Genomic DNA, 24,038 nt, shown 5'->3' on the forward strand with positions numbered 1-24,038 from the left:
AGGCCTGTGCGGACATCGGCAGTTCTCTCATCAAGGCAACTCTTGTTCGTTATTCGCCGACGCTGATGGTCAGGCCAGCGGCTATGGCAAAGGGAGTCAGGGTCACCGCCAGGGCGGTGAGGCAGCCCAGCCACAACAGGTGGCCGACAGCCGGCAATCCTTGCAGGGCCGCTTGCAGGGCCCCGCTGCCGAGAATCAGCACGGGGATGTACAGCGGCAGTATCAGCAGCGCGAGAAGCAGGCCGCCGCGCTTGAGACCAACGGTCAGCGCGGCACCCACCGCACCCAGCAGGCTCAACACCGGCGTGCCCAGCAGCAGGGAGCCGAGCAGCACCGGCAGGCAGCGGGCGGGCAGGCCCAGCATCAGCGCCAGCAGCGGCGCCAGCAGGACCAGCGCCAGTCCGGAGAAAAGCCAGTGTGCCAGCACCTTGGCCAGGACCAGAAGCGGCAGGGGGTGCGGCGAAACGACCCACTGTTCCAGCGAGCCGTCCTCGAAATCACTGCGGAAAAGCCCGTCCAGCGAGAGCAGGACGGCCAACAGGGCCGCTACCCAGACCAGCCCCGGTGAAAGGGTTTGCAACAATTGGCTCTCGGGACCGACCGCCAGGGGGAACAGGGCGATGACGATGGCGAAGAACACCAGGGGGTTGGCCAGCTCGGCAGGGCGACGGAACAGCAGGCGCGCTTCGCGGGCCATGACCAGGGTGAAGACCGATCTCATGCCGCACGTCGTCCCAGGTCCAGTTCACGGTAGCCCGCCGGCAGGTGGGCGGGGCTGTGGTGGGTGGTGAACACCACCAGGCCGCCACGCTCGCAGTGCCCGGCCAGGTGCGCCTCGAGCTGGGCGACGCCCTGCTTGTCGAGTGCGGTGTAGGGTTCGTCGAGGATCCACAGCGGCGGCGGATCGAGGTAGAGCCGCGCCAGGGCGACGCGGCGCTGCTGGCCAGCGGAGAGGGTGTGGCTGGGAACGTCCTCGAATCCACGCAGCCCGACGGCGGCCAGCGCTTCCCAGATCGCCTCGCGCTCGGCGCTCTGGTGCAGGGCGCAGAGCCAGGTCAGGTTCTCTTCCGGGGTGAGCAGGCCCTTGATGCCGGCGGCATGGCCGATCCACAGCAGCTCGCGGGCCAGTTCGGCACGCTGCCGACCGAGGGCGACGCCTTTCAGCAGGATCTCGCCGGAAGTGGGTTGCATCAGGCCGCAGAGCAGGCGCAGCAGGCTGGTCTTGCCACTGCCGTTCGGCCCACTGATCTGCAGCATTTCCCCGGGTTCGAGCGCCAGGTCCAGCCCTTCGAAGAGCATCCGCCAATCACGCTCGCAGGCGAGGTCGAGGGTCTGGAGGTAGGGACTGGTCACGTCAGCGGATACCCTGCGGGGAACTCAAGTGATGGGGTCGCCGGCCGCTATACTGGAATCGCGCTCCACCGCCAGCCCGGACGGGGCGGCATTATACATGTCATCCCCAGCCCCGAAGGGGGCTTTTTCAACAGGTTGTAACCCTTTGATGACCGAGATCAGCACTTCGCGCCCCATCGCTTCCGTGCCCACCGCCAGCCGGGCGGCGCAGGCTGTAGCAGATGCCGCGCTGAAGCTGCTGCAACCATCCAATGGCCTGCTGGCGGCTGGCGACAGCGCCGAGGCCGAGGTGGTCAGCGTCAAGGAAACCGCGCAGAACAGCTTCCAGGTGATGCTGCGCCTGAGCCTGGGCAGCGGCCAGCAGGCAACGCTGGAAGCCACCAGCACGCGCCCCCTGAGCCAGGGCTCGCTGGTGAACGTCACGGCCCTTTCGGACAGCCGCCTGATGGTGGCCCTGCAGTCGGCCGGTGCCCTGCCGCTGGACAGCCTGGACCTGGAGCAGGTGCCGATCGGCACGCTGATCCAGGGCAAGGTGGTCGCCAGCGAACAGCTCGCCGAGGCGAAGGCGACCGTCTATCGCACCCTGATCAACCTGATCAACACGCCGCTGGCAGGCCGCCAATTGGCTGTCGACAGCCCGCAACCGCTGCCGGTCGGCAGCCTGCTCAGCGCCCAGGTCCAGGGCGACCAGTCCCTGCGCTTCATCCCGCTGAGCAATCGCCTGGACCAGTTGGCCCTCAGCCAGCAGTTGAACAACCAGGTGTCGCGCCAGGGTTCCCTGGAGGGCCTGTTCGGCGCCCTTGCCGAACTCGACCCGGACCTGCCACCGAACCTGCGCAACGCCGTGGAGCGCCTGCTGGGCTCACTGCCCGGCCCCGGCCAGCTGAGCGACGCCAAGCAACTGGCCAAGGCCATGGAGAACAGCGGTGCGCTTTTGGAGGCACGCCTGCTGGCCGGTCACGGCGCCGCCACCGGGCAGGACCTGAAGGGCAACCTGCTGCGCCTGATCGCCCAGTTGCTGCCCGAACTGCCCAACGCACCGGCGGCGCTGCCCACCGCTGGCGCCAGCAACGCCATGGCCCAGGCCCTGCCGGCCTTCATCCGCAACGCACTGGGCTCCCTCGGCCAGGCCAGCTCGCGCCAGCAGGCACTGAGCTTCCCCCTTCCCTCCCGCCTGGCCCAGGCCGCACAGGAGGAAGGCGACCTGGAAACCTTGCTGAAGCTGGCGGCGGCAGCCGTCTCGCGCCTGCAGACCCACCAGCTCTCCAGCCTGGCGCAGTCGCAGATGACCCCGGAGGGCAACCTGGTCACCACCTGGCAGCTGGAGCTGCCGATGCGCAACCAGCAGGAAATCGTCCCGCTGCAGATCAAGATCCAGCAGGAAGAGCGTCAGGCCCAGCAGCAACGGCGCAAGGACGAGCAGAAGGAAAACCTCTGGCGTATCGAACTGGCGTTCGATATCGCTCCCTTGGGCCCATTGCAGGTCCAGGCGCAGCTGCTGCGCGGTTCGATCTCCAGCCAACTGTGGGCGGAACGAGCCGCCACGGCACGCTTCATCGACAGCGAACTGGGCAATCTGCGTGAGCGGCTGGTGGCCGCCGGGCTGGAAGTGGGTGAACTGGCCTGCCAGCAAGGCACGCCGCCCCAAGGCCCACGCACGACCCTGCAGCAACGCTGGGTGGATGAGACGGCATGAAACAGACCGAACGCCGCCAGGCGATTGCCCTCTCCTATGACGGGGTCAGTGCACCGAACCTGACCGCCAAGGGTGACGACGAGCTGGCCGAGGCGATCCTCGCCATCGCCCGCGAGTACGAGGTGCCGATCTACGAGAACGCTGAGCTGGTCCGCCTGCTGGCGCGGATGGAACTGGGCGAGGCCATCCCCGAGGCGCTGTACCGCACGCTGGCCGAGATCATCGCCTTTGCCTGGTACCTGAAGGGCAAATGCCCGGCGGGCTTCGACCCCGACGCCACCCGGGACGTGACGCCAGGCCTGCCGCTGCTGGAGGGCCCTAAGGGCTGAGCGCCAGCACCTCACCCTCCATGCCCTTGCCTTGGGGGAAGTCCAGCAATTGCCAGGCGAAGTAGCCGTCACGGAAATAGAAGACCTGGCGATACCCCCACCCAACTGCCAATTGCGCCGCCAGCGCCCCGCGCGGGTAGACGTCGCTGTCGCAGTAGATCACCAGCGGCACATGCCGCGGCCACTGGGGCATGGCCAGGCCGGCGAAGCGGTCGGTCAGGTCCAGGTGCACGGCTCAGTGAACGTGGCCCCAGCTCCACTCCCGGTCCGGCCGGACGTCGATGAACAGGGCGCCGTAGTCGAACAGCCGCTTGGCCTGCAGCACGTTGACAGTCGTCGCTCCCGCAACATGCAGGGGCGCCTCCTCCGCCTGGGCCAGCGGCAAGAGGAGCAAGAGCAACAGGTGAGCCAGGCGCATGGGCAACTCCGCTCGGTGGGCCTGGTTAGAGCCTAGTCCGGGCAGAAGTGCCGACTTGGAGTGATTGGTTAGATGGCAGGCGGGGCTTAGAACCGGGCGCGCATCAGCTCTGGGCCTGCTTGCGCGCGAGCTGGAGCTTGCTGACCAGTTCCGCCTCGGCCTTGCTGAGCCCACAGGAATGAGTGAGGTCGTCGACGCTCGCCCCCATGCCCGCAAGACGTGCGGCTTGGGTGAAGGAGATGCTGCTGGGGTCGCGCTGCTCGATCTGGCTGACCTTGTCGGGCAGCGGCGCCACCACCCGGCGCAGCTCGTGCAACTCCTCCCCCATGCGGATGCTGCCGCTGAGGTAGGCATCGAGACGGCGGGCCAGTTCCTTCAGCCGCTGGTCTCGAGCCGCTTCGCGCTTGGCCTGTTCCTGGGCGAGCTCCAGCTGCTGCCGGCGCAATCGCACGCAGGCGAAGGCGAGCGCCGCACAGGCGACCGCCAGGACCAGCAGCGCGATCTCGATCAGCACGTCAGATGCTCTCCAGCTCCGACCACTCTTCTTCGCTCATCATCTTGTCCAGCTCGACCAGGATCAGCAGCTCGCCGTTCTTGTTGCAGACGCCCTGGATGAACTTGGCCGACTCCTCGTTGCCCACGTTGGGCGCGGTCTCGACCTCGGACTGACGCAGGTAGACCACTTCGGCGACGCTGTCGACGAGGATGCCCACCACCTGCTTGTCCGCCTCGATGATGACGATGCGGGTGTTGTCGGTGACCGGCGCGGAATCCAGGCCGAAGCGCTGGCGGGTATCGATCACCGTCACCACGTTGCCACGCAGGTTGATGATGCCCAGGACGTAGCTGGGAGCCCCCGGCACCGGCGCGATCTCGGTGTAGCGCAGGACTTCCTGCACCTGCATCACGTTGATGCCGTAGGTTTCATTGTCCAGGCGGAAAGTCACCCACTGCAGGATGGGATCTTCGGAACCTTGCCCTGACGATTTCTTCATGTTCCCTAGCCTCTTCTTGTACCGCGCGGGGCGGCGAATGCGGGTTGACCGCCTTGTTGCGAATCCGGCGCCCCGGCGTGCGGAGCCTGCCTCTTCATTGTTCAGTTAAGCGACATGTTCTTGACGGCGCCACTGGCAATCAATTCGGCCAGTGCGGCGACGTCCAGCAGCGCACACATGTGCTCGATCACCGTGCCGGCCAGCCAGGGTCGCTGGCTGCGCTGACTGCGCCACTTGATCTCGTTCGGGTCCAGGCGGATGGAGCGGCTCACCTGGTGCACGGCGAGACCCCATTCGTAGCCCTGGACGGAAATAACGTACTGCAGCCCCTCGCGGAAATCATCGCGGTAACGGTCCGGCATCACCCAGCGAGCCGTGTCCAGCACCTTCAGGTTGCCTGCCTGGCACGGCAGGATACCGAGGAACCAGTCCGGCTGGCCGAACAATGGCGTGAGTTCCTGGCCGGCAAGTGGGTAGATGGAGCCCAGGCAGACCAGAGGCACAGCCAGGGTCAGCCCGGCAACGTCGAACAGCAGGCATTCGAATGGCTCTTCCGCCCATTGAGGGCGCCCCTCGAAGCTGGGTGGCAAAGGCTCGCGGGACTCGACGCTGGCAACCTGCAGTTCGGCAACCGGTTCCACCAGCGCAAGCTCGGGCTCTGGCTCCGGGATTGTCGGCACCAGCATCGGCTCGGCGATGACCGGCGCAAGCTGACGCACCGGGCGATCCTCCACCAGCTGGACCGCTACGGGAGCGGCACGCACCACGCGAGGAGCCGCCTCCGGCGCGGCGGCCAGGACTGGGCGCGCCTGGTTCAGCCGGGCATCGCGCACCTGCTCCTCGAGCACGGCAGCCTCGAATTCCTCCAGGCTTACGCTGTCGGCGAGTTCGATGGCTGCTTCCTGCAGCAGGGAGTCCAGGTAGGACTGCAACGCCAGTTGCGGTCGGGGGGTGGTGGCGAGGGTACGGCTCATGGGTGGGACCTGCGACGTTGGGCTCGACAGTCTATCGGCACAGAGCATGCCGGACTTGAGAGCACCTGTAGCTCAGCATAGACGCTCATATCAGGCGACCTGCGCGGCGAGCTGCTGGCTCAGCAGGTGCTTGAGCAGCGCGCGATAGGCGATCACGCCACGGCTGTTGCCGTCGTACTGCGACGGGGTCACGCCGGCACGGCTGGCATCCCGCAGGCGGGTGTCCACCGGGATGTAGGCCGGCCAGAGGTGCTCCGGATAGGTGTTGCGCAGCACACGCAGGGTATTCAGGGACGCCTGGGTCCGACGGTCGAAAAGAGTCGGCACGATGGTGTAGGGCAGCGCCTGCTTGCGCGAGCGATTGACCATGTTGAGGGTGCTGACCATGCGTTCCAGGCCCTTCACTGCCAGGAATTCGGTCTGCACGGGGATCACCAACTGTTGGCTGGCAGCCAGTGCATTGACCATCAACACGCCGAGCAGCGGCGGGCTGTCGATGATGGCGTGGTCGAAGTCCTGCCACAGCTGCGCCAGGCTCTTGGCGATCACCAGGCCCAGCCCGTTCTGCCCGGGCGACTGGCGCTCGAGGGTGGCCAGGGCGGTGCTGGAAGGTAGCAGCGACATGCGCTCGTGGCTGGTCTGCAGCAGCAGTTGCCGGGGCAGCCCTTCCGGTACGCCGCCCTGGTGGAGGAACAGGTCGAAGCAGCTGTGCTCCAGGGTATCGGGGTCATGGCCGAAATAGCTGGTCATGGAACCGTGGGGATCGAGATCCACGACCACGACGCGCTTGCCGGCGTCGGCCAGCAGGCCTGCCAGTGCGATGGAGGTGGTGGTCTTGCCGACACCACCCTTCTGATTGGCTACCGCCCAAACTCTCATGCTCTTCGTCCTCCCGGCGAAACCACAGCCTTGCCGAGGATCATTGTCCACCCGCTGGCGCGGGCGACGGGGAATTGACGGCCCCCGCTGCGGAGGGCCCCGGTGCAGGCGCTGGTGCAGTTTGCGTGCCAGCACGCCGCAACGCGTCATCCGGCTTGGCTTTGCCCGCCCCTACCCCACTCACCGCTCGCCGCACGTCGAGGTTTCGCGAAACCACCAATACCACACGGCGGTTGCGTGCGCGCCCTTCCGCCGTCGAGTTGTCCGCCACCGGCTGGAATTCGCCGTACCCGACCGCCGCGAGGCGCGCCGGATTGACCCCGTCCATGGAAAGCATCCTCACGATACTGGATGCACGGGAGGCAGAAAGCTCCCAGTTGGAAGGATAGGCGGCGGTACTGATGGGCAGGTTATCGGTGAAGCCTTCGACGTGCACGGGGTTTTCGTAGGGGGCGAGGATCTTCGCCACCTTCTCGATGATGGTGAACGCCTCGTTGGTGGGGATGGCATCGCCACTGGGGAACAGCAGGCTGGAATTCAGCTCGATCTCCACCCAGAGCTCGTTGCCGCGAACCGTCATCTGCTCGTTGGAAATCAGGTCGCCAAACGCTGCCTGCATGCTCTCGGTGATGCTCTGCAAGGGATCGGCCTGGGCATCACCAGGCCCGCCCTGCTCTGCAGACGTCTGCTCTGCCTCGGTGGTACGAGGCCGCTCTTCACCAATCGGGATCGGCTTGATCGAGCGATCCGGCTGGTTGAAGACGCCGGTCAGGGTGTCCGAGAGGATCTTGTACTTGCCCTCGTTGATCGAGGAGATGGAGTACATGACCACGAAGAACGCGAACAGCAGCGTAATGAAATCGGCGTATGAAACGAGCCAGCGCTCGTGATTCTCATGCTCTTCGTGCTGACGCCTGCGAGCCATGCCATGCCTCCATCAATCCACGAAGCCTTGCAGCTTCAGTTCGATGGAGCGGGGGTTCTCACCCTCGCCGATGGAGAGGATGCCCTCCAGCAGCATTTCCCGGTAGCGCGACTGGCGCATGGCGATAGCCTTCAGCTTGCTGCTCACCGGCAACAGGAGCAGGTTGGCGAAACTCACGCCGTAGATGGTGGCGACGAACGCTACCGCAATGCCACCTCCCAGCTGACTCGGGTCGGCCAGGTTGCCCATGACGTGGATCAGCCCCATCACCGCACCAATGATGCCGATGGTGGGGGCGTAGCCGCCCATGCTCTCGAACACCTTGGCGGCCTGCAGATCGCGGGCCTCCTGGGTATAGAGGTCCACTTCGAGAATGCTGCGGATGGACTCGGGCTCGGCACCGTCGACCAGGAGCTGCAATCCCTTGCGGGCATAGGGGTCCGGCTCGGCGTCGGCGATGGGCTCCAGGCCCAGGAGCCCTTCCTTGCGCGCCGCCATGCTCCAGCCCACCACGCTGTTGATGCCGCCGGTGAGATCGATCCTGGGCGGGAAGATGATCCAGCGAAGGATCGCCAGAGCCCGCTTGAGCACGCTCATGGGTGTCTGGAGCAAAGCGGCACCCACGGTACCGCCAATCACGATCAGCGCTGCCGGGCCGTTCAGAAGGGCACCGGCGTGCCCTCCTTCGAGGTAGTTGCCCCCAACGATGGCGACCAGTGCAAGGATGATCCCTACGATGCTCAACGCATCCATTTACCGCACTACTCCCATCACAGGCATGCTTCGGCGATGTGCCTGCCAATGTCGTCGAGGCCGTAGACCGCGTCTGCCAGGTTGGCCTTCACAATCGCCATCGGCATGCCATAGATCACGCAACTGGCTTCATCCTGTGCCCACACCTGGCTGCCGCTCTGCTTGAGCAGGCGTGCGCCTTCGCGGCCGTCGGCCCCCATACCGGTCAGCACCACGGCCAGGACCTTGTCATTGAAGGCCTTGGCAGCGGAGCCGAAGGTGATGTCGACACAGGGCTTGTAGTTGAGGCGCTCATCGCCGGGGAGGATGCGCACGGTCCCGCGCGGATCCACCATCATCTGCTTGCCGCCCGGTGCCAGCAGGGCGAGGCCAGGCCTGAGCTGGTCGCCATCCTCGGCCTCCTTGACGGAAATACGGCAGAGCTTGTCCAGGCGCTCGGCGAATGCCTTGGTGAACGCCGCCGGCATGTGCTGGATCAGTACCAGCGGCGCCGGGAAATTGGCGGGCAACTGGGTCAGCACACGCTGAAGCGCAACGGGGCCGCCCGTCGAGGTGCCGATGGCCACCAGCCGGTAGGACTTGCGCTTGGGAGCAGGCCCGCTGCTGGAACTACCACTGGATGAGGAAGCCGGTGCTGGGGCAGGTGCAGCCGCAGGGCGAGACAGGCTCGACGGGCCGGAACTGCTGGGCGTCGGCGCGGCAGGCGGCGGGGTGTAGCTGCTGTAGCGACGGTTGCTCCGCGCGATGCTGTGCACCTTCTCGCAGAGCAGTTGCTTGACCTTCTCCGGATTGCGGGAGATGTCCTCGAAGTTCTTCGGCAGGAAGTCGACCGCACCGGCATCCAGCGCATCGAGGGTTACCCGGGCGCCTTCGTGAGTCAGGGAGGAGAACATCAGGACCGGAGTCGGGCAGCGCTGCATGATGTGCCGCACGGCGGTGATGCCGTCCATCATGGGCATTTCGTAATCCATGGTGATGACGTCGGGCTTGAGCGCCAGCGCCTGGTCGATGGCCTCCCGGCCATTCGTGGCGGTCCCTACCACCTGGATATTGGTGTCGGCGGACAGAATCTCCGAAACGCGACGACGGAAGAAGCCGGAGTCATCAACCACCAGAACCTTGACTGCCATAAACACTCCTAACAGGCGGCCCCCAACGGGCCGCCTAAACGATCAACCGCGGCGCGCGTAGCGCTTGAGCATGCTCGGCACGTCGAGGATGAGGGCGATTCGTCCATCGCCGGTAATGGTGGCACCGGACATGCCGGGCGTCCCCTGCAGCATCTTGCCAAGCGGCTTGATCACCACTTCTTCCTGGCCGACCAGTTGATCCACCACGAAGCCGATGCGCTGGGTACCCACGGAGAGGATCACCACGTGCCCTTCACCCTGCTCCTCGTATGAGGCGTCACGAACCAGCCAGCGCTTGAGGTAGAACAGCGGCAGGGCCTTGTCGCGGACGATCACCACTTCCTGGCCATCCACGACGTTGGTGCGGGACAGGTCGAGGTGGAAGATCTCGTTGACGTTGACCAGCGGGAAGGCGAAGGCCTGGTTGCCCAGCATCACCATGAGCGTCGGCATGATCGCCAGGGTCAGCGGCACCTTGATGACGATCTTGGAACCTTGCCCTTTCTGCGAGAACACGTTCACCGTGCCGTTGAGCTGGGAGATCTTGGTCTTCACCACGTCCATCCCGACGCCACGACCGGATACGTCCGAGATCTCGGTCTTGGTCGAGAAGCCCGGGGCGAAGATCAGGTTGTAGCACTCCAGCTCGGTCAGGCGGTCGGCGGCATCCTTGTCAAGCAGCCCTTTCTCGACGGCCTTGGCGCGGAGGATGTTCGCGTCCATGCCCTTGCCGTCGTCGGTGATCATCAGAAGGATGTGGTCACCCTCCTGCTCGGCGGACAGCACGACGCGACCGGTACGTGCCTTGCCGGCGGCCTCGCGCTCCTCGGGCGTCTCGATACCGTGGTCCACGGCGTTGCGCACCAGGTGGACCAGCGGGTCGGCAAGCGCCTCGACGAGGTTCTTGTCGAGGTCGGTCTCCTCCCCCACCAGCTCGAGGTTGATCTCTTTCTTCAGGTTGCGGGCCAGGTCGCGCACGAGACGCGGGAAGCGGCCGAAGACCTTCTTGATGGGCTGCATGCGGGTCTTCATCACCGCGGTCTGCAGGTCGGCGGTCACCACGTCGAGGTTCGACACGGCCTTGGCCATGGCCTCGTCACCGCTGTTGGCACCGAGACGCACCAGGCGGTTACGCACCAGTACCAGCTCGCCCACCATGTTCATGATCTCGTCCAGGCGAGCGGTGTCCACCCGTACGGTGGTTTCCGTTTCGCTGGCTGCCGCAGGAGCAGCCTTGTCTCCGTTAGCCGTCGGCGCAGCCGGACGGGCAGCTGCCGGCGCAGGCTTGGCAGGTTCGGGCTTGGCGGCAGCAGGCTTCGCCGGCTCGGTCGCTTTCGCGGCGGGTGTGGCCGCAGGCTTGGCGGGTGCCGCAGCGGGCTTCGCAGGTGCCGCCGGCTTGGCCGGGGCTGACGAGGCAGGAGCCTCCGCGACGAACTTGCCCTTGCCATGGAGCTGGTCCAGCAGGGCTTCGAACTCGTCATCGGTGATGTTGTCGCCGCCCGGCGCAGCCGGTGCTGCGGTATCGGGCGCAGACGCGACAGCAGCCGGTGCGGTGTCATCCACAGCAGGGGCGACGAACTTGCCCTTGCCGTGAAGCTGGTCAAGCAGGGCTTCAAACTCATCATCGGTGATGTCATCGCCGCCCGGCGAGGCAGAAGGGGCAGCAACCGGCTCGGGCGCCTTGGGCGCACTGGCAGCTGGCGCCGCATCGCCGACGAACTTGCCCTTGCCATGGAGCTGGTCCAGCAGCGCTTCGAACTCGTCATCGGTAATTTCATCCGACGCGGCCGCTTCGTTGCCGGCTGCGGGTTCGGCAGCGGAACCAGAAGGCTCGTCCAGCGCCGTCAGCAGTTGCTCGAACTCGCTGTCGGTGATGTCGCCCGATGCCGGCGCGGCAGGCTCTTCGGCCTCCGGCTCGGGCTCGGGCTCAGGTTCAAAAGCCTCAGCAACAGGCTCAGGCTCGGACGCACCCGCAGGCTCTGCCAGGCGCGACAATGCGGCCAGCAGCTCGGGCGTGGCGGGCGTCGGCTCGGAGCGCTCGCGTACCTGGCTGAACATCTCGTTGACGGTATCCAGTGCCTGAAGCACCACGTCCATCAGCTCGGCATCGACTCGACGCGCACCCTTGCGGAGGATGTCGAACACGTTTTCGGCGATGTGGCAGCATTCCACAAGGGCGTTTAGCTGGAGGAAACCAGCTCCGCCCTTGACCGTGTGGAAACCCCGGAAAATGGCATTGAGCAGATCCATATCGTCCGGACGGCTCTCCAGCTCAACGAGCTGCTCGGACAATTGCTCCAGTATTTCGCCGGCCTCTACCAGGAAGTCCTGGAGGATTTCTTCATCGGCGTCGAAGCTCATTAGGCGGCTCCCCTAGAAACCAAGGCTGGATAACAGATCATCGACGTCGACCTGATCGGCCACGACGTCATCACGCTTATCGGCATTGATCTGCGGACCTTCACCCCTAGATGGATCTTTTAGTTTTTCTTTCTCGACAACCATCGCTTCGCGGTCATGTTGAATGCCTGCGAAACGGTCTACATCACTGGCCATCAGCACCAGTTTCACCAGGTTGTGCTCAACTTCGGTCACCAACTGGGTGACGCGTTTGATCACTTGCCCGGTCAGGTCCTGATAGTCCTGTGCCAGCAGGATGTCGTTCATATGGGAGGATAGCTGCTCGGTGTCGCGCTGGCTGCGCGCCAGGAACGATTCGATGCGCTTGGCCAACTCCCGGAACGCATCCGCGCCGATCTCGCGCCGCATGAAGCGCCCCCACTCCTCGGAAAGGCTCTGGGCTTCATCGCCCAGGCCATTGAGCAGCGGTGCGCTCTCCTCCACCAGATCCATGGTGCGGTTGGCTGCCTTCTCCGTCATGTGCACGACGTAGGAGAGACGATCCGTCGCATCGGCGATCTGGGACATTTCCTTGGCGTGGGGCAAATGCGGATCGATCTGGAAGTTGACGATCGCATTGTGCAACTCGCGGGTGAGCTTGCCGACTTCCTGATAGAGGCCGCGGTCGCGAACCTTGTTCAGTTCGTGGATCAGTTGCACCGCATCGCCGAAGTTGCCCTTTTCAAGGGTTTCCACCAGCTCGCGTGCATGATTTTTCAGGGTCGACTCGAGGTCTCCCGACTGGGAATCTTTATCCATGGCGTCCTCGCGACTGGCATCAGCCGTTGACCCGCTCGAAGATCTTTTCAATCTTCTCTTTGAGCACCTGGGCCGTGAACGGCTTGACCACGTACCCGTTCACGCCGGCCTGGGCGGCTTCGATGATCTGATCGCGCTTGGCTTCAGCAGTCACCATCAGCACCGGCAGGTGCTTCAGGCGCTCGTCAGCGCGCACGGCTCGCAGCAGGTCGATGCCAGTCATGCCGGGCATGTTCCAGTCGGTGACCAGGAAATCGAAATTGCCGCTGTGCAGCATCGGCAAGGCGGTTGTGCCGTCGTCGGCCTCTGCGGTGTTGGTGAAGCCCAAATCACGCAGGAGGTTCTTGATGATGCGTCTCATCGTAGAGAAATCGTCCACGATGAGGATTTTCATGTTCTTGTCCAAATCGACCTCCGTACAGTCCTGAACGCCCCCGGGTCACGGGGGCGTCGTTCAATCGAAAAACCGGTGTGCTTCAGGCACGCCACTCACCCAGCCGGGCCCGCAGACGTGCGGCGCACTGGCTGTGCAACTGGCTGACTCGGGATTCACTGACTCCCAGCACTTCACCGATTTCCTTCAAATTCAGCTCTTCGTCGTAATACAGCGCCAGCACCAGGCGCTCTCGTTCCGGCAGATTGGCGATGGCATCGGCCAGCGCCGCCTGGAAGCGCTCGTCTTCCAGGTCATTCGAAGGTTCGAGATGGGTGACTCCGGTATCTTCGTGCGCCGTGCCATGCTCCCCGCCTTCCAGAAGGTCGTCGAAGCTGAACAGCCGGCTGCCCAAAGTGTCGCTCAGGATGCCGTAGTAATCTTCGAGACTCAATCCAAGTTCGGCCGCAACCTCCTGATCTTTAGCGTCACGTCCAGTTCTTGCCTCGACTTTGCGGATGGCGTCGCTGACCATCCGGGTATTGCGGTGGACCGAGCGCGGTGCCCAGTCGCCCTTGCGGACCTCGTCGAGCATCGCCCCGCGGATGCGGATGCCGGCGTAGGTCTCGAAACTCGCACCCTTGCTGGAGTCGTACTTCTTCGATGCTTCCAGCAGGCCGATCATCCCCGCCTGCATGAGGTCTTCAACCTGCACGTTCGCCGGCAAGCGTGCCAGCAGGTGGTAGGCGATCCGCTTGACCAGGGGCGCGTAGCGCTCGATCAGCTGGTGCTGGGAATCCCCGGCCTGAGCCTTGTTGTACATGCGAAGTCCACTTGCGGGTGGTGTCATACGGTCGAATCCGCGATGGGTTGCTGCACCAGTCGCTCGACGAAGAACTCAAGGTGGCCGCGGGGGTTGGCCGGTAACGGCCAGCTGTCGACCTTCTGAGCAATCGCCTTGAACGCCAGGGCACATTTCGAACGCGGGAACGCTTCGTAGACCGCTCGCTGCTTCTGCACCGCCTTGCGCACGGACTCGTCGTAGGGGACGGCGCCGACGTACTGCAAGGCCACATCGAGGAAGCGATCGGTCACCTTGGTCAGCTTAGCAAAGAGGTTGCGACCTTCCTGCGGGCTGTGGGCCATATTGGCCAGGACCCGGAAACGGCTCATGCCGAAGTCGCGGTTGAGCAGCTTGATCAGCGCATAGGCGTCGGTAATGGACGTAGGCTCGTCGCAGACGACCACGATCACTTCCTGCGCAGCACGGACGAAGCTGACCACCGCATCGCCGATGCCGGCGGCGGTGTCGATCACCAGCACGTCCAGGTTGTCGCTGATCTCGCTGAACGCCTGGATCAGGCCGGCATGCTGCATCGGCGAGAGCTGGACCATGCTCTGCGTGCCGGAAGCGGCTGGCACGATGCGGACGCCGCCCGGCCCTTGCAGCAGCACGTCACGCAGGTCGCACTCGCCTGCGATCACGTCCGCCAGGGTCCGCTTGGGCGTCAGCCCGAGCAGCACGTCGACGTTGGCCAGGCCGAGGTCGGCGTCCAGCAGCATCACGCGGCGCCCCAGGTCGGCCAGCGCCAGCGAGAGGTTCACGGATACGTTGGTCTTGCCGACACCGCCCTTGCCACCGGTTACAGCAATCACCTGTACGGGATGCAAACTACCCATTTATCACACACCTTGTTCACGTCGACTGGGCCACTTGGCGCATTCACGCCACCCATCCCGGGCGGCTCTGGGTTTCTATCCAACCTGGCGAGTGGGCGCCTGGTACAGACCTGCGAACAGGTCGGCCATGGCTTCCTCGCTGGGGTCCTCCGGTGCCTGAAGGCTCACCGCACGGCTCACCAGTTGGTGACTGCGCGGAACCTGGAGATCATCCGGAATCCGAGGCCCATCAGCGAGATAGGCTACCGGCAGATGCTGGCCGATAGCCAGTCCCAACACTTCGCCCAGGCTCGCGGCTTCATCGAGCTTGGTCAGGATGCAGCCCGAAAGGCCACACCGCTTGTAACTATGGTAGGCCGCTTTCAGCACCTGGCTTTGACTGGTTGCAGCCAAAACGAGGAAATTGCGCGCTTTCACGCTGCGACTGGCCAGTGTCTCGAGCTGCATTTTAAGCGCCGGATCGTTCGCCGGCAGCCCCGCCGTATCAATCAGCACCACACGCTTGCGTGCGAGGGGGGCGAGAGCCTGGGTCAGCGACTGGCCCGGATCGACGTGAGTGACAGACACACCGAGGATGCGGCCCAGGGTCTTCAGCTGTTCCTGGGCACCGATCCGGTAGCTGTCCATGCTCACCAGGGCGATCTGCTGGGCGCCGTACTTAAGCACGTAGCGGGCGGCCAGCTTGGCCAGGGTGGTGGTCTTGCCCATGCCGGCGGGACCGACCAGGGCGATCACGCCCCCCTCTTCCAGAGGCTCCTCGGCAGGGGTACGGATGGCGTGGGCCAGGTGGGCCAGCACCATGCGCCAGGCCTGGCGCGGATCCTTGACGCTGCTCACGCGCTCCAGTAGCACACGGGACAGCTCCACCGGCAGCCCCATCCGCTGCAGGCGACGCCACAGATTGGCCTGCTGCGGGCGACGATTCTGCATCTGGCTCCAGGCGATGGAACCAAGCTGGACTTCGATCAGCTCGCGCAGCCCATTGAGCTCGAAACGCATGGCATCCAGCGCGCGCTGGTCGACCATCGGCGCAGCAGCCGGGGTGACCGGAACGGCCGCGACGGCTGCCGGCGCCACGGCGGGACGGGTCGGGCGCATGGCGGCCTCGAGGGCCTCCGGCGAAGGCTCGGAACGATCCGGAACCAGCTGGCGATTGCGTCCGGCATCCGCGCGAGCGGCGCGATTGGACAGCTCGGCATGGGCCTCGGCGATGCGCGCCTGGGTGCGGCGCAGCTCCGCTTCCAAGGCCGGGTTCGGCTTGCTGGGGGCCGGAGCAGGCATGGGGTAGTCGAGTGCCGCCGTGATCTCGACACCACCGGCCACGCGCCGGGTGCCGATGATGGAAGCATCGGCGCCCAGTTCGTCCCGCACCAGTTTCATGGCCTGGCGCATATCCGCAGCGAAGAAACGTTTGACCTGCATGGCCTGTGACCTCGGTTAGTTCTGCCCCACAGTCGCAACTATGGTGACCTGCTTGTTGTCCGGTATTTCCTGGTAGGCCAGTACGTTCATGGTGGGTACAGCCAACCGGGCGAAGCGCGACATCATGGATCGGATCGGGCCTGCCACCAGGAGGATCGCCGGCTTGCCGAGCATCTCCTGGCGCTGCGCCGCGTCCACCAGGGAACGTTGCAGCTTCTCGGCCATGCCCGGTTCGAGGAGGATGCCGTCCTCCGCGCCCTGACCGGCCTTCTGCATACTGTTCAGCAAAATCTGTTCCAACCTGGGCTCCAGGGTAATCACAGGCAGCTCCGGCTCTAGTCCCACAATGCCTTGGACGATTGCGCGGGAAAGTGCGACGCGAACCGCCGCCACCATCGCGGCGGGATCTTGACTCTTCGGCGCCACGTTCGCGATGGCTTCGGCAATGGTGCGGATATCGCGTACCGGCACCTGTTCCTGCAGCAGGTTCTGCAGCACCTTGAGCAGCGTCGACAGCGACACCAGCCCCGGCACCAGCTCCTCGGCCAGCTTCGGCGAGCTCTTGGCCAGCAACTGCATCAGTTGCTGCACCTCCTCGTGTCCCAACAACTCGTGGGCATGCTTGTGCAGGATCTGGTTGAGGTGGGTGGCCACCACCGTGCTCGCATCCACCACCGTGTAGCCCAGGGACTGTGCCTGGTCGCGCTGACTGGCGTCGATCCAGACGGCTTCCAGACCAAACGCCGGATCCTTGGCGGCGATGCCGTTGAGGGTGCCGAACACCTGGCCAGGGTTGATCGCCAACTCGCGATCCGGATACACCTCCGCCTCCGCCACGCTCACCCCCATCAGCGTCAGCCGATAGGCGTTGGGCAGCAGGTCGAGGTTGTCGCGGATGTGCACGGACGGCATGAGGAAGCCCATCTCCTGGGAGAGCTTCTTGCGCACGCCCTTGATCCGCGCCAGCAACTGGCCGCCCTGGTTGCGATCCACCAGCGGGATCAGCCGGTAGCCAACCTCCAGGCCCACCATGTCCACCGGGGTGACGTCGTCCCAGCCCAGCTCCTTGGTTTCCTGGGGACGCTGGGCCGGCAGCAGTTCCTGCTGGCGCTGGACTTCCTGGGCGGCCGCTTCCTGGGCCTTCTTCGACTTGTGCCAGATCCACCAGGCGCCGCCGGCGGAAATCGCGCCCAGGCCGATGAAGGAGACATGCGGCATGCCCGGCACCAGGCCCATGGCGACCAGGATGGCAGCGGAAACGGCCAGCGCCTTGGGCGAGGTGAACATCTGCCGGTTGACCTGCTGGCCCATGTCCTCGGAGCTGGACACGCGGGTCACCATGATCGCGGCAGCGGTCGACAGCAGCAGCGAGGGAATCTGTGCCACCAGGCCGTCACCGATGGTCAGCAGGGAGTAGATGCGCCCGGCATCGCCGAAGGTCAGGCCGTGCTGGACGATACCGATGGCCATGCCACCAATGAGGTTGATGAACAGGATCAACAGGCCGGCGATGGCGTCACCGCGCACGAACTTGCTGGCACCGTCCATGGAACCGTAGAAATCCGCCTCCTGGGACACCTCGGCACGGCGCTTCTTGGCCTCGTTCTGGTCGATCAGACCGGCGTTGAGGTCGGCGTCGATGGCCATCTGCTTGCCGGGCATCGCGTCCAGGGTGAAACGCGCGCTCACTTCGGAAATACGCCCGGCACCCTTGGTGACCACCACGAAGTTGATGATCATCAAGATCGCGAAGATCACCGCACCGACTACGTAGTTGCCGCCGATCACCACCTCGCCGAAGGCCTGGATCACCTTACCCGCCGCGTCATGCCCATCCTGGCCGTGCAGCAGTACCACGCGGCTGGAGGCCACGTTCAGCGCCAGGCGCAGCAAGGTGGAGACCAGCAGGATGGTGGGGAATACCGCGAAATCCAGCGGGCGCAGCGCATAGACGCTGACCAGCAGGACGACGATGGACAGCGCGATGTTGAACGTGAAGAACACGTCCAGCAGGAAGGGCGGCACCGGCAGGGTCATCATCCCCAGCATCACCAGCACCAGCAGCGGCACCCCCAGGTTGCCCCGGGAGAGGCTGGCGAAGTTGCCGCGCAGGTTGCCCATCAGTTGCGTGCGATCCACATCGAGGTCCTCGAGCACTGGCGGGCAAGCCTGCCCAACCATTCAAAATCTTGACGCGCGAAACCGCGCACAAGCCTCTGGTGCAAGAACCCTTCCAACTTCGTGAAACCCTGGCAGAACAGCGCGTTATGTCGACCCGGACGGGCCCGCACCCTACTCGTCGCGCCGCAGATCAGCGGGGATGGGTGGCTCGGAAAGCGGCGGCGGTCGCTTGGCCTTGCCGGCACGGAACTGCTTGAGCTGATAGACGTACGCCAGCACCTGGGCCACCGCCAGGTAGAGGCCGGCCGGAATCTCGTGGTCCAGCTCGGTGGAATAGAACACCGCCCGAGCCAGTGCCGGCGACTCCAGCACGGTGACCTTGTGCTCCTGGGCGATCTCGCGAATCTTCAGCGCGGTGAAGTCGTTGCCCTTGGCCAGCAGCACCGGGGCAGTGCCCTTGGCCGGGTCGTACTTGAGCGCCACGGCGAAGTGGGTGGGGTTGGTGATGACCACGTCGGCCTGGGGCACGGCGGCCATCATGCGGCGCTCGGCCATCTCCCGCTGCATACGGCGGATGCGCGCCTTGACCTCGGGCTTGCCCTCGGAGTCCTTGTATTCGTCGCGGACCTCCTGCTTGGTCATCATCAGCTTCTGTTTGTTGTCCCAGAGCTGGAAAGGCACGTCGATCCCGGCGATGAGGATCAACCCGCAGGCCAGCCAGACCGCACTCCAGCCCACCACGTAAACGCTGTGCAGGATGGCCTGGTCCAGCGGCTCATGGGCGATAGCCAGCAGATCATCGGCATCGGCAGAGAGCACCATGAGCGCCACTATCAGCACCAGCGCGAACTTGCCCAGAGCCTTGAGCAACTCCACCAGCGCATGGGTGGAAAACATGCGTTTTAGACCGGACAGCGGATTCATCCGGCTGAACTTGGGTGCCATCGCCTCAGGGGAGAACAGCCAGCCCCCAAGCGCCGTAGGCGCCGCAAGGGAGATGATCAGCAGGGTCACCATCAGCGGCATCGTCGCTGAGAGCGCCATCTGCCCGGCATGCAGGAGGAACAGACCCATGCTGCGCTCGTCCAGCAACACCTCGCGGGAGAAGTCGAAGCTGCTGCGCATCATCTTCATCATCATGTCCGCCAGCCCCCCACCAGTGGCCAGCAGCCCGCCTGCCCCACCCAGGGTGATGGCCAGGGTGTTCAGCTCCCGGGATCGAGCGATCTGCCCCTTCTCGCGTGCCTCCTGCTGGCGTTTCGCTGTGGGTTCTTCGCTCTTGTCCGCCCCGCTCTCACTCTCCGCCATGGCGCACCTCGGCAGCAGGCCCGGTTGACCGACCGGGACGGGTAAGGGGTTGAAGGACCATCAGCGCGCCCTCACCAGCTCGCGCAGCAGTTGCAGCGCGTCGGTGGCCAGTATCTGGTACTGGGAGAGGATGTCGGCCATGCCGATCCAGATGATCACCAGGCCCATGGCCACGGTGAGCGGGAAACCGATGGAGAAGATGTTCAGCTGCGGCGCAGCGCGGGTCATCACGCCAAAGGCGATGTTCACCACCAGCAACGCCGTGATCGCTGGTAACGCCAGCAAAAGGCCGGCCCCCAGCACCCAGCCCAGGCGAGTGGCCAGTTCCCAGAAGTGAGCGGCCATCAGCCCCCCGCCCACCGGCAGGGTCACGAAACTCTCGGCCAGCACCTCGAACACCACCAGGTGGCCGTTCATGGCCAGGAACAGCAGCGTCACCAGCATGGTGAAGAACTGGCCGATCACCGGCACCGACACGCCGTTGGTGGGGTCCACCATGGACGCGAAGCCCAGGCCCATCTGCACCGCCAGGATCTGGCCGGCCACCACGAAGGCGTGGAAGAACAGCTGCAGGGCAAACCCCATCACCGCGCCGATCAGCACCTGCTCCAGCACCAGCAGGAAGGCCCGCAGGCTCACGGCATCCACCTCGGGCATCGGTGGCAGATTGGGCGCCAGCACCACGGTGATGGCGAGAGCGAGGTAGAGCCGCACGCGATTCGGCACCAGCTGGGTCCCGAACAGCGGCATGGTCATCAGCAAGGAAGCGATGCGGAACAACGGCAGCACCAGGCTGGCGATCCAGCCGCCGATCTGCGAGGAGGTCAGCTCCAGCATCTCAGCCGATCAGCATGGGAATGTTGTGGTAGAGCGTGGTGATGTACTCCATCAGCTGGCGGGTCAGCCAGGGGCCGGCCACCATCAGCGTCATCAGCATCACCAGCAGGCGCGGTAGGAAGCTCAGGGTCTGCTCGTTGATCTGGGTCGCAGCCTGGAACATCGCCACGATCAGGCCCACCACCAGGCTCGGCACCACCAGGATCCCGACGATGACGCAGGTCAGCCACAGCGCCTCGCGGAACAGGTCGACGGCAATCTCGGGTGTCATCGCTAGACGCCTCCGAAGCTTCCGGCCAGGGTGCCGATGATCAGCGCCCAGCCATCCACCAGCACGAACAGCATGATCTTGAACGGCAACGAAATGATCAGCGGCGAGAGCATCATCATGCCCATCGCCATCAGTACGCTCGCCACCACCAGGTCGATGATCAGGAACGGGATGAAAATCATGAAGCCGATCTGAAAGGCGGTCTTCAGCTCGGACGTGACGAAGGCCGGCACCAGGATGGTCAACGGCGTGGCATCGGCACTGGGAATGTCGGTGCGCTTGGACAACCGCACGAACAGCTCCAGGTCACTGGAGCGGGTTTGCGCCAGCATGAAGTTCTTGACCGGCACCTCGGCCCGCTTGATCGCCTCCTGGGCCGGCAACTGCCCGTTCAGGTAGGGCTGCAGGGCATCGCGGTTCACCTGGTCGAACACCGGCCCCATGATGAACATCGTCAGGAACAGCGCCATCCCGGTGAGGATCTGGTTCGACGGGGTCTGCTGCAGGCCCAGCGCCTGGCGGAGGATGGAGAAGACGATGATGATCCGGGTGAAGCTGGTCATCAGCATGACGAACGCCGGGATGAAGCTCAGCGCCGTCATGATCAGCAGAATCTGCAGGCTGACCGAATATTCCTGCTGACCCTGCGCGTCGGTGGTCAGGGTGATGGCGGAGACCGACAACGGGTCGTCGGCGCCCAGCGCCAGGGGGGCCGCCACCGCCAGCAGCAGGGCGATCAGGATGCGCCAGAAGGCCATCAGTGCTTGTCCTTGTCCTTGCCCAGCAACTCCATCAGGCGCTGGGCGAATTCGGGTTGGGCGGGTTGCGAATCGGGCAGGTGCACCGGCTCCTTGAGCACGTGCAGCGGGGTGATCCGGCCTGGCGTGAGCCCGAGCAGGACCTGCTCGTTACCCACCTGGACCAGCACCAGCCGGTCCCGCGGGCTGAGGGCCTGGCTGGCGATCAGGCGGATCGCCCGGTCACTGCCACGCGGCCCCATCTGCTGCACCCGGCGCAGCAGCCAGGCGAGCAGGAAGATCACCCCCACCACCAGCAGCAAGCCCAGGGTGAGCTGACCGAGCTGGGCGGCCACACCGCTGCCGCCAGTCACCGCAGCCGCAGACGCAGCCGTGGCGCTCGCCGCAGCAGGCGCCGAGGCGACCGCTGCCGGCTCGGCGGCCATGGCCGCCAGCGGGGCGAAGATGAGGGCGAACAGGAGGCGACTCATGGTCAGCGCAGCTTCTTGATGCGTTCGCTGGGGCTGATCACGTCGGTCAGGCGGATACCGAACTTCTCGTTCACCACCACCACTTCCCCGTGGGCGATCAGGGTGCCGTTGACCAGCACGTCCAGCGGCTCGCCGGCCAGGCGGTCCAGCTCGATCACCGAGCCCTGGTTCAGCTGCAACAGGTTGCGGATGGTGATGTCGGTATTGCCCACTTCCATGGAGATGGACACGGGAATGTCGAGGATCACATCCAGGTTCGGGCCATCCAGGCTCACCGGCGCGTTGGAGCGCGGCACGCTGCCGAACTCTTCCATGGGCGCACGGGGGTTGGCGGCAGGGGCCTCGGGGGCAGCGCCCTGGTTCATCAGCGCGTCGATATCGTCCTGGCCGGGGCTCTCGCCGGCCTCCGCCAGCGCGGCAGCCCACTCGTCGGCGAGCGCCTGTTCCTCGGGCGTGGTGTTTTCTTCGTCTGCCATCTCGACCTCGTCGGCTTACGTAATGAGAGCGACCGTCAGCGGGGACGGTCGATGGGATCCAGTATCTGCAGCGACAGGTTGCCCTTGTGGGCCCCCAGCTTGACCTTGAAGGCCGGCACGCCGTTGGCGCGCATGATCATGTACTCGGGCATGTCCACCGGGATCACGTCCCCGGGCTGCATGTGCAGGATGTCCCGCAGGCGCAGCTGGCGGCGCACCACGGTGGCGCCCACCGGCACGCTGACGTCGAGGATGTCCTCACGCAGGGCCTTGATCCAGCGCTCGTCCTGGTCGTCGACATCGGACTGGAAGCCGGCATCGAGCATCTCGCGGATCGGCTCAATCATCGAATAGGGCATGGTGATGTGCAGGTCGCCGCCACCGCCGTCCAGCTCGATGTGGAAGGTGGAAACCACCACCACTTCACTGGGGCTGACAATGTTGGCGAGTGCCGGGTTCACCTCCGAGTTGATGTACTCGAAGTGCACGTCCATCACCGCGTGCCAGGCCTCCTTCAGGTCGATGAAGGCCTGGTCGAGGACCATGCGCACCACCCGCAGCTCGGTGGGGGTGAATTCGCGGCCTTCGATCTTGGCGTGGCGGCCATCGCCCCCGAAGAAGTTGTCCACCAGCTTGAACACCAGCTTGGCGTCGAGGATGAACAGCCCGGTGCCGCGTAGCGGCTTCATCTTCACCAGGTTGAGGCTGGTGGGGACGTAGAGGGAATGCACGTACTCGCCGAACTTCATCACCTGCACACCGCCCACCGCGACGTCCGCGGAGCGGCGCAACAGGTTGAACATGCTGATGCGGGTGTAGCGGGCGAAGCGCTCGTTGATCATCTCGAGGGTGGGCATGCGCCCACGGACGATGCGGTCCTGGCTGGTCAGGTCATAGCTTTTGACACTGCCAGGCTCGACGTCGCTTTCGGTCTCAACGAGGCCATCGTCGACGCCGTGCAGCAGGGCATCGATCTCGTCCTGGGAAAGGAGGTCTTGTACGGCCATGGTTGAACCCGCCTACTGCAATACGAAGTTGGTGAACAGGACCTGCTCGATCACGACCTTGCCGGTTTCCTGCTTGGCCAGTTCCTGGACGGTCGCCGTGGCCTGCTGGCGAAGCATTTCCTTGCCCACGGCAGTCACGAGATTGTCGAAGTTCTGGCCAGAGAACAGCATGACGAGCTTGTTGCGCAGCACCGGCATGTGGACTTTCAGGGCATCCATCTCGCCCTTGTCACGGGCCATCAGCGCCACGCTGACCTGCATGTAGCGCTGCCGCCCGTTCTGGTTGAAGTTGACCACAAAGGCAGGAGCCAACGGCTCGTAGATGGCCGGCTGCTTGACCGGAGCGGCGTGCTCGGCGGCTGCCTCCTCCTTCTTGTCCTCGTCCTTCTTGTCCCCGCCCTTGCTGAGGAAGAACCAGGTGGCCCCGACGGAAAGCCCGATCGCCAGCAACAGCGCCACCACGATCAGGATGATCAGTTTGAGCTTGCTCTTGCCCGCCGGCTTCTCTTCCCCGGCCGCTGCTTCTTTCTTCGCCATGCCAATATTCCGTCGCTGAGCGGCTTTCCGTCCGCATTCAATGGGTTGTGAGCAAGTGCTATGCCAGGCTCTCAACAATCGCGCTGGGTATACCAGTGTCGCCCGCGCCTGTCATCCAAGAAAAAGCGCCCGGTACGTTCTCGTACCGGGCGCTCTAAGTCTAGAAC

Annotated in this window: 26 protein-coding genes and 1 pseudogene; 2 read left to right on the top strand and 25 right to left on the bottom strand. The window is 64.8% G+C overall.

Annotation, left to right across the window (positions count from 1 at the left end; translation table 11 throughout):
* Positions 1-49: 49 nt before the first annotated feature.
* Positions 50-721: a heme exporter protein CcmB gene (ccmB, locus tag PotMrB4_RS18045; protein ID WP_044408044.1), complete on the bottom strand. Its 672-nt coding sequence runs from the start codon at positions 719-721 to the stop codon at positions 50-52.
* Entirely contained in the window at positions 718-1,353 is a 636-nt protein-coding gene (gene ccmA / locus PotMrB4_RS18050; protein WP_074968105.1) for a cytochrome c biogenesis heme-transporting ATPase CcmA, read from the bottom strand. The genes ccmB and ccmA overlap by 4 nt, the downstream gene beginning before the upstream one ends.
* Positions 1,354-1,501: 148 nt before the next feature.
* Here ccmA and fliK point away from each other — a divergent pair, with 148 nt between their 5' ends.
* Together fliK and PotMrB4_RS18060 are read left to right on the top strand one after the other, a co-directional pair.
* Positions 1,502-3,049 carry a flagellar hook-length control protein FliK gene (gene fliK / locus PotMrB4_RS18055; RefSeq protein ID WP_172434122.1) on the top strand — a complete coding sequence of 516 codons (1,548 nt, stop codon included), beginning with the start codon at positions 1,502-1,504 and terminating at the stop codon, positions 3,047-3,049.
* On the top strand, positions 3,046-3,378 hold the full coding sequence (locus tag PotMrB4_RS18060; RefSeq protein ID WP_044408052.1) for an EscU/YscU/HrcU family type III secretion system export apparatus switch protein: 333 nt from the start codon (positions 3,046-3,048) through the stop codon (positions 3,376-3,378). The genes fliK and PotMrB4_RS18060 overlap by 4 nt, the downstream gene beginning before the upstream one ends.
* Here the strand turns inward: PotMrB4_RS18060 and PotMrB4_RS18065 are convergent.
* From PotMrB4_RS18065 to fliL, 23 genes and pseudogenes are all read right to left on the bottom strand, one after another.
* Positions 3,368-3,796 (bottom strand): annotated as a pseudogene (locus PotMrB4_RS18065) (rhodanese-like domain-containing protein). The gene PotMrB4_RS18060 and the pseudogene PotMrB4_RS18065 sit on opposite strands and share 11 nt — an antisense overlap.
* A gap of 103 nt (positions 3,797-3,899) precedes the next feature.
* Positions 3,900-4,307, bottom strand: a complete 408-nt coding sequence (locus PotMrB4_RS18070) for a DUF2802 domain-containing protein (protein WP_082078272.1) — start codon at positions 4,305-4,307, stop codon at positions 3,900-3,902.
* A gap of 4 nt (positions 4,308-4,311) precedes the next feature.
* Positions 4,312-4,791 carry a chemotaxis protein CheW gene (locus PotMrB4_RS18075; protein WP_044408061.1) on the bottom strand — a complete coding sequence of 160 codons (480 nt, stop codon included), beginning with the start codon at positions 4,789-4,791 and terminating at the stop codon, positions 4,312-4,314.
* A 101-nt stretch (positions 4,792-4,892) separates the two neighbouring features.
* Positions 4,893-5,765 carry a CheW domain-containing protein gene (locus tag PotMrB4_RS18080; protein WP_172434123.1) on the bottom strand — a complete coding sequence of 291 codons (873 nt, stop codon included), beginning with the start codon at positions 5,763-5,765 and terminating at the stop codon, positions 4,893-4,895.
* Positions 5,766-5,855: 90 nt separating this feature from the next.
* Complete coding sequence (locus PotMrB4_RS18085; RefSeq protein ID WP_172434124.1) at positions 5,856-6,644, bottom strand: ParA family protein; 789 nt, start codon at positions 6,642-6,644, stop codon at positions 5,856-5,858.
* A gap of 40 nt (positions 6,645-6,684) precedes the next feature.
* Entirely contained in the window at positions 6,685-7,569 is an 885-nt protein-coding gene (gene motD, locus PotMrB4_RS18090) for a flagellar motor protein MotD (protein ID WP_044408069.1), read from the bottom strand.
* A 12-nt stretch (positions 7,570-7,581) separates the two neighbouring features.
* Entirely contained in the window at positions 7,582-8,322 is a 741-nt protein-coding gene (locus PotMrB4_RS18095; RefSeq protein ID WP_044408072.1) for a flagellar motor protein, read from the bottom strand.
* Positions 8,323-8,339: 17 nt separating this feature from the next.
* Complete coding sequence (locus PotMrB4_RS18100; protein ID WP_044408075.1) at positions 8,340-9,452, bottom strand: protein-glutamate methylesterase/protein-glutamine glutaminase; 1,113 nt, start codon at positions 9,450-9,452, stop codon at positions 8,340-8,342.
* Between the two features lie 42 nt (positions 9,453-9,494).
* Complete coding sequence (locus PotMrB4_RS18105; protein ID WP_172434125.1) at positions 9,495-11,813, bottom strand: chemotaxis protein CheA; 2,319 nt, start codon at positions 11,811-11,813, stop codon at positions 9,495-9,497.
* 12 nt (positions 11,814-11,825) lie between these two features.
* Positions 11,826-12,611 (bottom strand): protein phosphatase CheZ, encoded by a 786-nt coding sequence (locus PotMrB4_RS18110; protein ID WP_044408080.1) that lies wholly within the window; start codon positions 12,609-12,611, stop codon positions 11,826-11,828.
* Between the two features lie 19 nt (positions 12,612-12,630).
* Positions 12,631-13,005, bottom strand: coding sequence for a chemotaxis response regulator CheY (locus tag PotMrB4_RS18115; protein WP_003083073.1), 375 nt, complete (start codon positions 13,003-13,005; stop codon positions 12,631-12,633).
* Positions 13,006-13,087: 82 nt separating this feature from the next.
* Positions 13,088-13,834, bottom strand: coding sequence for an RNA polymerase sigma factor FliA (fliA, locus tag PotMrB4_RS18120; protein ID WP_044408109.1), 747 nt, complete (start codon positions 13,832-13,834; stop codon positions 13,088-13,090).
* A complete protein-coding gene (gene fleN, locus PotMrB4_RS18125) occupies positions 13,831-14,664 on the bottom strand; it encodes a flagellar synthesis regulator FleN (RefSeq protein ID WP_069560381.1) in 834 nt (277 codons plus the stop codon). The genes fliA and fleN overlap by 4 nt, the downstream gene beginning before the upstream one ends.
* 75 nt (positions 14,665-14,739) lie before the next feature.
* A complete protein-coding gene (flhF, locus tag PotMrB4_RS18130; RefSeq protein WP_172434126.1) occupies positions 14,740-16,086 on the bottom strand; it encodes a flagellar biosynthesis protein FlhF in 1,347 nt (448 codons plus the stop codon).
* Positions 16,087-16,101: 15 nt separating this feature from the next.
* Positions 16,102-18,225, bottom strand: coding sequence for a flagellar biosynthesis protein FlhA (flhA, locus tag PotMrB4_RS18135; RefSeq protein ID WP_044408893.1), 2,124 nt, complete (start codon positions 18,223-18,225; stop codon positions 16,102-16,104).
* A 153-nt stretch (positions 18,226-18,378) separates the two neighbouring features.
* Positions 18,379-19,515: a flagellar biosynthesis protein FlhB gene (gene flhB, locus PotMrB4_RS18140; RefSeq protein WP_172434127.1), complete on the bottom strand. Its 1,137-nt coding sequence runs from the start codon at positions 19,513-19,515 to the stop codon at positions 18,379-18,381.
* A 60-nt stretch (positions 19,516-19,575) separates the two neighbouring features.
* Positions 19,576-20,352: a flagellar biosynthetic protein FliR gene (fliR, locus tag PotMrB4_RS18145; RefSeq protein WP_172434128.1), complete on the bottom strand. Its 777-nt coding sequence runs from the start codon at positions 20,350-20,352 to the stop codon at positions 19,576-19,578.
* Position 20,353: 1 nt separating this feature from the next.
* The gene (gene fliQ, locus PotMrB4_RS18150) at positions 20,354-20,623 is read right to left on the bottom strand and encodes a flagellar biosynthesis protein FliQ (protein ID WP_044408117.1); all 270 of its coding nucleotides are present in this window, start codon (positions 20,621-20,623) and stop codon (positions 20,354-20,356) included.
* 2 nt (positions 20,624-20,625) lie between these two features.
* A complete protein-coding gene (gene fliP / locus PotMrB4_RS18155; protein ID WP_172434129.1) occupies positions 20,626-21,381 on the bottom strand; it encodes a flagellar type III secretion system pore protein FliP in 756 nt (251 codons plus the stop codon).
* Entirely contained in the window at positions 21,381-21,851 is a 471-nt protein-coding gene (gene fliO, locus PotMrB4_RS18160) for a flagellar biosynthetic protein FliO (RefSeq protein ID WP_172434130.1), read from the bottom strand. The genes fliP and fliO overlap by 1 nt, the downstream gene beginning before the upstream one ends.
* 2 nt (positions 21,852-21,853) lie before the next feature.
* The gene (gene fliN / locus PotMrB4_RS18165) at positions 21,854-22,327 is read right to left on the bottom strand and encodes a flagellar motor switch protein FliN (protein WP_044408125.1); all 474 of its coding nucleotides are present in this window, start codon (positions 22,325-22,327) and stop codon (positions 21,854-21,856) included.
* Positions 22,328-22,362: 35 nt separating this feature from the next.
* Complete coding sequence (gene fliM, locus PotMrB4_RS18170) at positions 22,363-23,334, bottom strand: flagellar motor switch protein FliM (protein ID WP_044408128.1); 972 nt, start codon at positions 23,332-23,334, stop codon at positions 22,363-22,365.
* Between the two features lie 12 nt (positions 23,335-23,346).
* Positions 23,347-23,871 carry a flagellar basal body-associated protein FliL gene (gene fliL / locus PotMrB4_RS18175; protein ID WP_172434131.1) on the bottom strand — a complete coding sequence of 175 codons (525 nt, stop codon included), beginning with the start codon at positions 23,869-23,871 and terminating at the stop codon, positions 23,347-23,349.
* Positions 23,872-24,038: the final 167 nt, after the last annotated feature.

The sequence above is a fragment of the Metapseudomonas otitidis genome (assembly GCF_011397855.1).
Classification (GTDB): Bacteria; Pseudomonadota; Gammaproteobacteria; order Pseudomonadales; family Pseudomonadaceae; genus Metapseudomonas; species Metapseudomonas otitidis.